We start from the raw sequence: 12,051 nt of genomic DNA, 5'->3' as shown, positions 1-12,051 counted from the left end.
TCGGCCGAATCCGGGCCCACCCGACAACGCGGCAGGGCAACGGCACGCACCCGGGTGCGCACCACCCCACCGCTCAACCGGTCAAGAACACCGGGCGCCCGGAGCGGGCGGATTCGATCCCGAACGGTGGAAGACACCCCTCGAATGGTTTCTGTCTCCGTGGACTGCCGCACACGACGGAGTCTCGGACGGGGACGGCGGTGTCCCCGAAGTGGTTCCCGGGAAGCGGGATGACCGTCCGGGCGGTGCGAAACCCTACGCCTTCGGCGTCTCGGGAGAATCCGGAGCAAGGCGCCGGTCAGACGCGAAACGCCGCCCGGTGGCCGGGTCGGCGTCTTGCCGCGTTGGGCCGGCTGGTGAGCAGCGACCCACGCGGCGAGCGGCCCGGCTTCGCGATGCATCCGATTCAGCCACCGGCTACCCGGCCGAACAGGCAGAGCGCCCACTTCAGCGACAGAGCATCAGGCCGACCTTCTGGAACTCCTTCAGCTCCGAGTAACCGGTCTTGGCCATCGAACGGCGCAGCGCACCGAACAGGTTCAACGTCCCGTAGGGGTCGCTGCTCGGCCCGAACAGCAGCGTCTCCAGATCCACTCCGGCGCTGTTGAAGCCGACGACCTCGCTGCGCGGCAGGTTGGGATGCGCCGCCGCGGCCGTCCAGTAGTAGCCCTGCCCCGGTGCCTCCGAGGTCTCGGTGAGCGCCTCGCCCAGCATCACCGCGTCGGCACCGCAGGCGATCGCCTTGGCGATGTCACCGGAGTAGAACAGCCCGCCGTCGGCGATGACGTGCACGTAGCGCCCACCGGTCTCGTCCAGGTAGTCCCGCCGTGCGGCCGCCGCGTCGGCCACCGCCGTGGCCATCGGCACCCCGATGCCCAGCGTCTGCGTGGTGGTCGCGGAGCGGGACTGCCCGAAACCGACGATCACCCCGGCCGCCCCGGTGCGCATCAGGTGCATCGCGGTGCGGTAGTCGCCGACACCACCCGCGATCACCGGAACGTCGAGCTCACCGATGAACCGCTTGAGGTTCAGCGGCTCACCCTCGCGGGAGACGTGCTCGGCGGAGACGATGGTGCCCTGCACCATGAGCACCTCGACACCCGCGGCCAGCAGCGTGGGGGTCAGTTCCTCCGCGTGCTGCGGGCTCACGCGCGCGGCCACCGTGACACCGGAGTCCTTGATCTGCCTGACCGCCTCGGTCAGCAGGTCGGTGCGGACGGGGGCGGCGTGCAGCTGCTGCAGCATCGCGATCGCGGCGTCCGGCCCGTCGCCCTCCTCTGCGGTGCGCACGACCTGGGCGAGCTCTCCCTCGACGTTCTCGTGCCGGGCCCAGAGCCCCTCGGCGTTGAGCACACCCAGCCCGCCGAGCTCACCGATCCGGATCGCCGTGGCCGGTGACACCACCGCGTCGGTGGGGTGCGTCACCAGCGGAATGTCGAGTCGGTAGGCGTCGATCTGCCAGGCGAGGGAGACGTCCTTGGAGGAGCGCGTACGGCGCGACGGGACGATCTCGACGTCGTCCAGGTCGTAGCCGCGCATGGCCGTCCGGCCCATCCCGATTTCCACAAGATCCCGCACTGGTTTCCTTCCCGCGGTGCCGCTGTGCTGTCGAAGGGGTGTGGAGTTCCCACCGGGGTCACCCGGCCGGGGAGGCTACCGCGTGGTGTAGTTGGGCGCCTCGGCGGTCATGGTGATGTCGTGCGGGTGGCTCTCCTTCAACCCGGCGGCCGTCACGCGCACCAGATGGGCCTGCTGGAGCTCCGGCACGGTCCCGGAGCCGGTGAAGCCCATGCCCGAACGCAGCCCTCCGATGAGCTGGTGCACCACCTGTCCGAGCGGGCCGCGGTAGGGCACCCGCCCCTCGATGCCCTCCGGCACCAGCTTGTCCTCGGAGAGCACGTCGTCCTGGAAGTAGCGGTCCTTGGAGTAGGACTTGCCGTTCTCGCGCGAGGACATCGCTCCCAGCGATCCCATGCCCCGGTAGACCTTGAACTGCTTGCCGTTGACCAGCACCAGCTCGCCGGGAGCTTCCGCCGTGCCCGCGAACAAACTGCCGAGCATCACGCTGCTGGCACCGCTGGCGATCGCCTTGGCGATGTCACCGGAGTACTGGATCCCGCCGTCGGCCACCAGCGGAACCCCGGCCGGTCGGCATGCCTGGTCCGCCTCGTAGATCGCGGTGATCTGCGGCACGCCCACTCCCGCGACCACCCGGGTCGTGCAGATGGACCCCGGTCCGACCCCCACCTTTACCCCGTCGGCGCCCGCGTCGACGAGGGACTGCGCGCCGTTCTTGGTCGCCACGTTGCCGCCGACCACGTCGACGGAGTCCCCCAGCTCGCTCTTGAGCGTGGCCACGGTCTCGGCCACGGCCTTGGAGTGGCCGTGCGCGGTGTCGACCACCAGCACGTCCACCCCGGCGTCCACCAGCGCCATGGCGCGCTCGTGCGAGTCGGCACCGACACCGACGGCGGCGCCGCACAGCAGCCTGCCGTCGGCGTCCTTGGTGGCGTCCGGGTACTGCTCGGTCTTGACGAAGTCCTTGACCGTGATCAGCCCGCGCAGCTTGCCCGCGTTGTCCACGATCGGGAGCTTTTCGACCTTGTTCCTGCGCAGCAGGCCGAGCGCGGCATCGGCGGTGACCCCGACCTGCGCCGTGATCAGCGGGGCGGCGGTCATGATCTCGCGCACCCGCTTGGTGTGGTCGGTCTCGAACCGCATGTCGCGGTTGGTGATGATGCCCACCAGCGTGCCGTCCGGGTCGGTCACCGGCACTCCGGATATGCGGTAGCGGGCACACAGCGCGTCCACGTCCGACAACGAGTCCTCGGGCGAGCAGGTCACCGGATCGGTGACCATCCCCGCCTCGGAACGCTTCACCACCTCGACCTGGGCGGCCTGCTCATCGGCCGGGAGGTTGCGCTGCAGGATTCCCACGCCGCCGAGCCGGGCCATGGCGATGGCCATCCTCGCCTCGGTGACTGTGTCCATGGCCGCCGAGCTCAGCGGCGCGCGCAGCTGGATGTTGCGGGAGAACCGGGTGCTGGTGTCCACTGCGCTGGGAACGATGTCGGACTCGCCGGGCAGCAACAGCACGTCGTCGAAGGTCAGCCCGAGCGTCGCGAACTTGGTCGGGAACCCCGGGGCGGTCAGCTCGCTGGTCATAGCGCGAAGGAGTGCCTTCCTGGTGTCTGTTTGAAGTGCGTCGTGTGGTTCCCCGTCCGGGAGCGGTTGTCTCGCTCGGGTGGTGATGGGCCCACGAGACACTCCTCGCGGGGGAGCGGACCCGGCGAGCCGTTCCGGCTGGGCGGAGGTACGAGTACCCACCACCGAAAACGCCTCGACACGACTCACGGGCGGTGTCCCCACATGGTATCTAGTGGCGCCCACCAGGAACTCCCCGGCCACGGCTCGGCAGGGTTGGACACTACCGGTACCGTGCGGGTCGTGCCGCATGACCCATTGCCACCAGACCCGTTCGCGGGCGATCCGGAAGACCCGAGCATGGCCCTCGGCGACCAGGAATTCGAGCAGGACCAGCAGCTCGGTGACGAGGAACGCGCCGAACTGCTGTCCGACCTGGCCGACCTGGCCGTGTACCAGGCGCTGCTGGAGCCGCGCGGTATCCGCGGGATCGTCGTGGACTGCGCGGACTGCGGCGAACCGCACTACCACGACTGGGAGCTGTTGCGGTCCAGCCTGGAACAGCTGCTCAACGACGGACGGATGCGCCCGCACGAACCAGCGTACGAACCGAACCCCGGCCACTACGTGAGCTGGGAGTACTGCCGGGGGTTCGCCGACGGTGTGATCGAGACCGAGGACCAGCGCAGCCGCTGAGACCTCCGCCTCCCGCCGGCGGATGCGCGCCCCGGCGGGCGAAGCGGCGGCCACAGCGCTCCCTCGTCGGACACGTAGCGAGTTCTTCCGTGATCCGAGCGCGTCCGGAGCCGCCACCCGCGGAGTCCTCCTCCGAGCGGCGAGGAGCCGCCCCGACGACAACGACAACGAGGCGCCGCTGCCCGGTGGCAGCGGCGCCTCGTCTTGATCCGCGGTTCTCGGTCAGCGGTATCCGGTTGTCACGGCCTCGAACAGCTCGGGACGGCATCCGCCCGGCGAAGCCGATCAGTCGGACCGGGAACTGGACGTCCCGTCGCTCCCCGAACCCGAGTCCGACTCGCGCGTGGTGCTCGGCGAGCCGGTCTCGCTCGGAGTGGTCCCGGTGGACGACGGCGGCCGTTCGCTGTCCGAGGTGGGACTCGGCTCGCTCGGGCTCGTCGGAGTGGTCGTGCCTTCCGAAGAGGGCGGCGGATCGTCCGCCGAGGTCCCGGGGGTCTCCTGGACCGAGCTTCCCTGCTCGGAGGAGGTCTCCGACTCGGAGGAGGAACTGCCGGGTGGCTCCGGTGGGCGCTCGAACTTCGCGCTCAGCGAAGCGTGCGCGGCCCGTAGGTCGGAACGCCGCTCCCCCGGATCGACGGTGCGGAGCTGCTCCTCCGCCCGGTGCAGAGCCGTCTCGGCGGCCTTCTCCCGGCCTTCCTGCCAGGCCTGGCTGGCCATCTCCAGTTGGCTCTGGGCCTTGGATGCCGCGGCGGCCGAAGACGCGCGATCACTGTAGAGCACCTGTGTGACGCCCCACAGCGCATCTCCCGGCGCGGCGTCACGCGCCGCGAGCCCGACTCCGGTGAAAGCGATCATCAACACGGCCGCGGCGCTGGCCACGGGCACCAGGTGGCGCAGTCCGGCGCGGCGCCGCTTGGGTTTGCCCGCCTCCACGGCAGCGGCGGCGCTGTCCACGTCGACGAGCTCGTCTATCGGTGTCGCGTCGACGTCCCGACGCCAGGCGAGCAGCAGCTCCTCGACATCCGTCCCCGCACCGGTGGAACCGCTGTGGCCACCCGCACTGCCGAGCATGTCCAACAGCTCGTCGTCCGCCCGCAACTGGGCCAGATCGACCGACTCCGCGAGCTCATCCTCGGAGGAGTCCGCTTCGGCGATCCCTCCGGCCAACGTCGCGTCCGCGTCAGGGAGCGGGGACTCTTCGGACCACGGGAGCTCCCCGCCGTCCGTGCCGAAGTTCGCGGTGGACCGCCCGCGCGGGAACTCGACCACATCGGCCGCCGCGGCCTCGGTCTCCGGCGGGCGTTCCGGTTCGTTCGCGCACTCGGAGTCGTGCTCCACCGATGTCGGTCCCTCCGGGTGGGTCCCCTCGTTCGTCACGGCATCGTCCCCGGGCACGCCGGATCCGGCCTCGCCTTCTTCGACGTCGAACCGGTCGTCCTGCTGGCCAGGCTCGACGGAGTCACGCCCGTCGTCGGCTCCGGAGCCTCTTCGTTCCGCCAATCAGACCACCTCCTCCGCGGACAGCGTCTTTCGCAGCCGGGCGAGCGCACGGTGTTGTGCCACACGCACCGCTCCCGGCGTCGAACCGACCGCTTCGGCGGTTTCCTCCGCGGACAACCCGACGACCACCCGAAGCAGCAGGATCTCCCGCTGCTTGGCGGGCAGAACGCGCAACAGCTGTGCCATCCTGCCCGAAAGCTCACCCTGTATCGCTCGCTGCTCCGGTCCGGCCTGATCCTCCGGGGTCTCCGGAGGATCCGCGACCGGTTCGGACCGGTTGCGAGCCGATGCACGGTGCGCATCGGCCACCTTGTGCGCGGCGATGCCGTACACGAACGCCAGGAACGGCCGTCCTTGATCCCGGTAGGTCGGCAACGCCGTCAACACGGCGAGGCACACCTCCTGGGCGACATCGTCCGCCGAAGCGAACGTGCGTTCGTTTCGACCAACCCTGGCGCGGCAGTACCGCACCACCAAAGGACGGATTTCCGCCAGTAAGCGCTCGATCGACTGGCGATCGCCGTCGATGGAGGCGCTGACAAGAGCGTCCAGCCCGTCCCCCACGTTGCTCATCGCAGACGCCAGCCTCGGTGTTACGCGTTGACTCGATCGAAGTTGCCCGGATACGTGCTCGGCACGCTGATCCCGTGGTCACACTACCGTTTCGGTGCAGCGCTCCGTACACCGACTGGACCGGGTGGGCAGCGGTCCGCGACGGACGAACGAACGGGACGAACGAGACCGCCACCACGAACGGCGGACGGCCAAGCGAGCACACCGAACCGCTTTTTCGCCGGTCAACGAGCTACCTCCGGCTGAAACGAGCCGCAGAGCACGAGAGTGGGCGCCACTGCCCGAGCGCGGGTGCCGCACCGGACGAGAGACAGGACGGAGCCTCCGGCCCCGCGAGGAGCGCCCGTGACGTCACCCACTATCGCCGACGCGGAGCGGTTGTAGGTGACCGACCCCGTTTCCGGAGACGGGCCGGACGAACGGTGAACCGGCCCAACCGACACCGTTGAGCTCCTCCGGCGGGAACGCGGGAGCCACCCGCCGGTCGCCCTCCAGCTCCGCCGGGAGCACGAAAGGGCGACGGGTCCGCCAGGACCGGGACCGACCGAGACGGTCAGGGGTGCCTTCGGCGCCGGGGCGGCGAAACACCCCACCGTGAGAGGAGTACCACCGGGCTCGTCGGATCGCGCTTCGACGGGAGACCGAGGAGGTGGTGCGGCTTCACCGCTCGTCACCGAAGAGACCCACGACGAGAAGCGGCGGAGGGATCGCGCCACCTCGACCCCTCGACGGCCGGGTCGGGGACCCGATCAGGCCACGAGACCACGACGAAAGCCGTGGGCGACCGCCTGGGCCCGGTCACGAACACCGAGCTTGCGGAACAACCTCCGCGCATGGGTCTTGACCGTGTCCTCGGACAGGTACAGCTCGCGGCCGATCTGACCGTTGCTCTTGCCCTGAGCCATGCCCCGCAGCACTTGGAGCTCGCGGTCGGTGAGCTGCACTCCGGGATCGGAGGGTTGCCGGGGAGCTGGAACCGAGGTACTCGCCAGGGTGTGGGCCAGCGCGGCCACGAGTTCGGGCCTGGAGGCGTCCCAGCGCAGATATCCGCGCGCTCCTCCCGCGATCGCGGCCGCGATGCTTCCGGCGTCGTCCGGAGCCCCGAAGACGATCACGTTGGCCTGCGGGTGGGCGGAAACGAGCCTACGGGTGGCCTCCACTCCGTTGGGCACCGCGCGCTGGGTACCCACCAGAACGACGTCGACCGCCTGCCGGGCGAATCGGGAGAGCAGCTCGTCACCGTGTGCCACACAGTCGATTCGGCTCACGCCCGGTACAGCCGACATCACACGGGTGAGCCCCTCCCGGACGCTCCGCCGGTCATCACAAATCAAGACCGTCGTCACGGGAACTCCCTTCCTACAGGCGAGTGAACGTTCCACCTCCCCCATCGGACACAACCGGACGGAGCTTGACCCGCGTGTCGCGCCAACTGGCCACTTTCGAGTGATAAACACGCCGAGCAGGCCTCACCGGAACGGAGTATTCGACCCGTAAGAATTTCACCCGTTCCGGGGTATATTCCACGGCACGCCCACTACCTGCGATGTTCACCCGAACGAACCCCACAGAAAGTCCTTTTCGGACAATCACCCCTCGCGAGACACCTGCGAACGATCTGTTTGTGATCTATATCACCATTGACTTTCCGCGGTGTCCCGCACCAACTCCTCGATCCGATCCAGTGCCCCCTCCCAGGAATCGAGGTGCTCCACCTGCTCGGGCAACGCCTCGGGTGACCAGCCACCACCCGCCGCGAACACCCGTACCCGCTGGCGCGGCCGGGGAAGTTCGGTGACCAGCCTCGGGTCGGCGAAGGCCGAGTGCTCGGACCACACGAGCACCGCCAGGGGGGCGGTACGCCTGATGGCCGCCTCGAGCCCTTCCCGGGGCAGCGCGGGGGCGAACAGCCGATGACCGACACCGTCGTGTGCCAGCGCGGCGGCGAGCGCCAGCAGATCCGTGGACTGCTGCTCACCCGTGGCGGAGGCGAGCAGCACCGGGCGCGGGGTACTCGGCCTGGGGGCATCGGCCATCACCGAACGCAGCGCCGTGGCAGCGGAGTCCTCCAGCAACCGGGGCAGCTCGGAACCGCCCCCGGTGCGCTCCCGCAGCTCGGACAGCGCCCGGAACACGGGACGGAGCACGTCGCTGCGCGTCACCCGCACCCCGTCCCGCTCGACGCTCCTGCGCAGGATGCGCTGCGTGGAGAACGTGTCCAGCGCCAGCACGGCACGACCGAGCCCCCGAGCGAGTGGATTCGCCCCACCGAGCCGCAGCCCACGGCCACCGGTGTTGGCCGTGTCGACCCGTTCGGCGGGGGCGGCGTCGTCCTCACCGAGCACGCCGCTCAGCAGCACCGCACCGTCCTCGCCCACGTCGACCACGGAGCGCGCGGCCGAGCTCTGGCCCGAATCGCCTCCGGACGGCTCGCACGGAGAGACTTCGGCGGAAGGATTCTCCTCCGACCGGCCCGCTCTCATCGCGGCCGTCGCCCCGCCGTGTCGCACGGCGGTCGCGTGCGCGTAGCGAGCCGCCTCCGCGGGAGAGGCCCCGCGCAGCAGGGCGTGCTGCATCAGCTCCAACCGGGCGACGTCCTCCGGACCGTAGCGGCGGTGCCGCCCGGAGGAATGCTCGGTGGGCCCGAGCCCGTACCGACGGTCCCAGGTACGCAACGTAGCGGGAGCGACCCCCAACCTGCGCGCGACGGCCGCGACCGACAGCTTCGGGGCGACGGGGCTCTCGGCCGTCACCCGCTCGTCGGGCTCGCACCCGCCGTCTCCGGAGTCGTTCGCGGTGGCGGACACAGCTCCGCACGCGGACGATTCGGCGTCCACAGCCGACCACCTCGTCACCTCGACCACATCATCAACGGACATGTTCGTGGTAGCGCACGCGTCGAGGCAACCCGGCATGGTCATCGCAATGTCACTCCAACGTGAACCACCTTTACCAGCCAAAAGGGTTGAACAAGCTTTGACTCGGTTTTACTGTGATCCGTGCGAGGTCGCGGTAACACACCGTGGCAGGGAGGGGACCCACCGAATTGGAGGTGGTCGTCGCAATGGCGGACACACGACGTCTTCCCGGGCCGAACGCCGATATCTGGGACTGGCAGATACAGGGTCTGTGCCGGGGAATGGACAGCGCTTACTTCTTTCACCCGGACGGGGAGCGAGGACCCGCCAGAGCCAGGCGCGAGGCCAAGGCGAAGGAAGTGTGCCATCGCTGTCCGGTCCTGGAGCAGTGCCGCAGGCACGCACTCACCGTGCAGGAGCCCTACGGCATCTGGGGCGGACTCTCGGAGTCGGAACGCGAGGTAATGATCAAGAACAGTCGCAAGACGGACGCAGCGCTGCCGGTGTGACCGGACGCTCCGACGGACGCGCTCACGACCGACCTTCCACGGCGGCGGGTCCGACGCACTCGCCGAGCGGAGGACACCGACACGGGAGCGTCCGCCCGCCGGTCACGAGGACACGGCGGCACCGCTCGGATGCGGTACGACCGGCGGGGAACCCCGGGAGGAGGTCACGCGGGGATTCGAACGCCCCCGTTCCCACGAGCGGGAGCGGTCCCAGGGGATGCCACGAGCAGGGCCGGACCATCGGCTCCGAGGACCGGGGTGCCCGACACCCGAGGTCCGGGAGTCCGCCGAGGTCGGCCGTACCCACCGTGAGGCGAACTCACCGCTCGACCTCCCATCGGACCGAAGCCCCTCGGGGCGAACAGCGGTTCCCACGAGCGGAGGCCGGGGGCCGAACCGGCATCGGCACGCCCGATGCCCGCCAGGCCGTGTCGCGGTGAGCGGGAATCCCGCCGACGTGTCGGAGTCAACGGGGGGAGCACGTCGACGGTTCACGGGACCGCGACACAAATCGGGGCGGCACCGTCCGGTGCCGCCCCGATTCCTGTGCCGGTGCCCCCGTCGGACCGGGTCCGCGGGTCCGGGTCGGTGAACGTCAGTGGCTGTGCCCACCGGAGGAGTCTTCCTCCTCCTCGGGCTTGTCGACCACGGCGCTCTCGGTCGTCAGGACCATGCGGGCGATGGAGGCCGCGTTGGAGACCGCGGAACGGGTCACCTTGAGCGGGTCCACCACACCGGGGCCACTGAGGTCGCCGAAGGTGAGGTCGGCGGCGTTGAAGCCCTCGCCCCACTTCATGTCGCGGACCTTGGAGACCACGACGGCGCCTTCCTCGCCCGCGTTGTTGGCGATCCAGAACAGCGGGGCCTCGAGAGCACTGCGCACCAGCTGGACACCGGTGGCCTCGTCACCCGAGAGGCCGAGATTGTTCTCCAGCGTCTTGGACGCGTGCACCAGGCTGGAACCACCGCCCGGGATGCTGCCCTCCTCGGCGGCGGCCTTCGCGGCGGCCACGGCGTCCTCGATGCGGGACTTGCGTTCCTTCATCTCGGTCTCGGTGGCCGCACCGACCTTGAGCACGGCGACGCCACCGGCGAGCTTGGCGAGCCGCTCCTGCAGCTTCTCGCGGTCCCAGTCCGAGTCGCTGGCCTCGATCTCGTTGCGGATCTGCTTGACCCGGGCCTGCACGTCGTCCTTGCTGCCGCCACCGTCGACGATCGTGGTGTTGTCCTTGGTGACGGTCACGCGGCGAACGGTGCCCAGCACCTCGGGGCCGACCTCGGAGAGCTTGAGACCCACGTCCGGCGAGATCAGCTGCGCGCCCGTGACGGCGGCCAGGTCCTGCAGGAAGGCCTTCCTGCGGTCACCGAAGTAGGGAGCCTTGACGGCGACGACCTTGAAGGTCTTGCGCACGGCGTTGACCACCAGCGTGGACAGCGCCTCGCCCTCGACGTCCTCGGCGATGATCAGCAGCGGCTTGCCGTCGTTGGCCACGCGCTCCAGCAGGGGCAGCAGCTCCTGCATGTTGGAGATCTTGTCCTGGTGCAGCAGCACCTGGGCGTCCTCCAACACGGCTTCCTGCCGCTCGGAGTCGGTGACGAAGTACGGCGAGACGTAGCCCTTGTCGAACTGGACACCCTCGGTGATCTCCAGTTCGGTGGCCAGCGTCGAGGACTCCTCGACGGTGATGACGCCGTCGTCGCCGACCCGCTCCATCGCCTCGCCGACCAGCGAGCCGATGTTCTCGTCGCGCGAGGAGACGGTGGCGATCTGAGCGATGTTGTCGCGCCCCTTGACCGGGGTGGACTGCTCCTTGAGGGACTCGATCACCGCGTCGGTCCCCTGCTGGATGCCACTCCCCAGCGAGGAGGGGTTGGCGCCCGCGGCGAGGTTGCGCAACCCGCCGCTGACCAGCGCCTGTGCCAGCACGGTGGCGGTGGTGGTGCCGTCACCGGCGACGTCGTTGGTCTTGGTCGCGACGTTCTTGACGAGCTGGGCACCCAGGTTCTCGTACGGGTCCTCCAGATCGACCTCGCGGGCGATCGTCACACCGTCGTTGGTGATCTGCGGCCCGCCGAACTGCTTGTCCAGTACGACGTGCCTACCGCGCGGCCCCAGGGTGACCTTCACGGAGTCGGCGAGCTGGTTGACGCCGCGCTCCAGGGAGCGGCGCGCCTCCTCGTCGAAGCTGATTTGCTTAGCCATGATTCAACAGCCCTTCAGCGTGCGTGCCGGGATGTCTCGTTCGCCGAACGGGCGCGCAGTCGTGCGAGAGCGCGCGGCCGTTCCCTCGGCCGCCTGCCTGCGTCCGGCGAGACAGCGCTCGCAGGCGAACCGCCCCGGAAGTCCGCGTCCGCAGACCGCCGGGGCGGCAACTGCCCACGAGGACGTTCACGTCCTCCGTCGGTCGGCGAGAATCACTCGCCGGTCTGACGAACCACTCGTCAGTTGACGACGGCCAGCACGTCGCGGGCGGAGAGCACCAGGTACTCCTCGCCGTTGTACTTGACCTCGGTCCCGCCGTACTTGGAGTAGATGACGACGTCACCTTCGTTGACGTCGAGGGGGATGCGGTTGCCCTTGTCGTCCACACGACCGGGGCCGACAGCCAGGACCTTGCCCTCCTGCGGCTTTTCCTTGGCCGTGTCCGGGATCACGATGCCGGACGCCGTCGTCGTCTCGGCCTCACTTGCCTGGACAACGATCTTGTCCTCAAGCGGCTTGATGCTCGCCACGGTGTGACCTCCACCTTCTGGGGTCTTCGAAGCGTTGG

The 12,051-nt window shown here is 69.5% G+C and carries 10 protein-coding genes; 2 read left to right on the top strand and 8 right to left on the bottom strand.

The features are described from left to right. Positions 1-447 precede the first annotated feature (447 nt). Together BLQ75_RS03360 and guaB are read right to left on the bottom strand one after the other, a co-directional pair. Entirely contained in the window at positions 448-1,578 is a 1,131-nt protein-coding gene (locus BLQ75_RS03360; RefSeq protein WP_092597598.1) for a GuaB3 family IMP dehydrogenase-related protein, read from the bottom strand. 75 nt (positions 1,579-1,653) lie between these two features. Next, on the bottom strand, positions 1,654-3,165 hold the full coding sequence (gene guaB, locus BLQ75_RS03355; RefSeq protein ID WP_092597595.1) for an IMP dehydrogenase: 1,512 nt from the start codon (positions 3,163-3,165) through the stop codon (positions 1,654-1,656). Positions 3,166-3,438: 273 nt separating this feature from the next. Between guaB and BLQ75_RS03350 the strand changes: the two genes are divergently transcribed. Next, positions 3,439-3,840 carry a DUF5319 domain-containing protein gene (locus BLQ75_RS03350; RefSeq protein ID WP_084133911.1) on the top strand — a complete coding sequence of 134 codons (402 nt, stop codon included), beginning with the start codon at positions 3,439-3,441 and terminating at the stop codon, positions 3,838-3,840. A 285-nt stretch (positions 3,841-4,125) separates the two neighbouring features. Here BLQ75_RS03350 and BLQ75_RS03345 read toward each other — a convergent pair whose 3' ends face one another. From BLQ75_RS03345 to BLQ75_RS03330, 4 genes are all read right to left on the bottom strand, one after another. Continuing rightward, positions 4,126-5,340, bottom strand: a complete 1,215-nt coding sequence (locus BLQ75_RS03345) for an anti-sigma-D factor RsdA (RefSeq protein ID WP_092597589.1) — start codon at positions 5,338-5,340, stop codon at positions 4,126-4,128. Further along, positions 5,341-5,913 carry a sigma-70 family RNA polymerase sigma factor gene (locus BLQ75_RS03340; protein WP_043570589.1) on the bottom strand — a complete coding sequence of 191 codons (573 nt, stop codon included), beginning with the start codon at positions 5,911-5,913 and terminating at the stop codon, positions 5,341-5,343. Between the two features lie 749 nt (positions 5,914-6,662). After that, positions 6,663-7,259, bottom strand: a complete 597-nt coding sequence (locus BLQ75_RS03335) for a response regulator transcription factor (protein ID WP_026152733.1) — start codon at positions 7,257-7,259, stop codon at positions 6,663-6,665. A gap of 288 nt (positions 7,260-7,547) precedes the next feature. Then, complete coding sequence (locus BLQ75_RS03330) at positions 7,548-8,720, bottom strand: MerR family transcriptional regulator (RefSeq protein ID WP_244515207.1); 1,173 nt, start codon at positions 8,718-8,720, stop codon at positions 7,548-7,550. Positions 8,721-8,977: 257 nt separating this feature from the next. Here BLQ75_RS03330 and BLQ75_RS03325 point away from each other — a divergent pair, with 257 nt between their 5' ends. Beyond that, positions 8,978-9,280, top strand: coding sequence for a WhiB family transcriptional regulator (locus BLQ75_RS03325; RefSeq protein ID WP_092597586.1), 303 nt, complete (start codon positions 8,978-8,980; stop codon positions 9,278-9,280). 595 nt (positions 9,281-9,875) lie between these two features. Here BLQ75_RS03325 and groL read toward each other — a convergent pair. Together groL and groES are read right to left on the bottom strand one after the other, a co-directional pair. Next, complete coding sequence (gene groL / locus BLQ75_RS03320) at positions 9,876-11,483, bottom strand: chaperonin GroEL (protein ID WP_092597583.1); 1,608 nt, start codon at positions 11,481-11,483, stop codon at positions 9,876-9,878. Between the two features lie 239 nt (positions 11,484-11,722). Then, positions 11,723-12,013 carry a co-chaperone GroES gene (groES, locus tag BLQ75_RS03315; RefSeq protein WP_043570581.1) on the bottom strand — a complete coding sequence of 97 codons (291 nt, stop codon included), beginning with the start codon at positions 12,011-12,013 and terminating at the stop codon, positions 11,723-11,725. Between the last annotated feature and the right edge of the window lie 38 nt (positions 12,014-12,051).

Origin of the sequence: Actinopolyspora xinjiangensis, assembly GCF_900104475.1 — a bacterium.
Classification (GTDB): domain Bacteria; phylum Actinomycetota; class Actinomycetes; order Mycobacteriales; family Pseudonocardiaceae; genus Actinopolyspora; species Actinopolyspora xinjiangensis.
The sequence above is the reverse complement of the archived record's forward strand: the minus strand, read 5'-3'. Positions and strand labels throughout refer to the sequence as shown.

Excerpts from the sequence above, each read along its gene's own strand:
- BLQ75_RS03325 (WP_092597586.1), top strand. The coding sequence starts at position 8,978 with ATGGCGGACACACGACGTCTTCCCGGGCCGAACGCCGATATCTGGGAC.
- BLQ75_RS03340 (WP_043570589.1), bottom strand. The coding sequence starts at position 5,913 with ATGAGCAACGTGGGGGACGGGCTGGACGCTCTTGTCAGCGCCTCCATC.
- groL (WP_092597583.1), bottom strand. The coding sequence starts at position 11,483 with ATGGCTAAGCAAATCAGCTTCGACGAGGAGGCGCGCCGCTCCCTGGAG.
- guaB (WP_092597595.1), bottom strand. The coding sequence starts at position 3,165 with ATGACCAGCGAGCTGACCGCCCCGGGGTTCCCGACCAAGTTCGCGACG.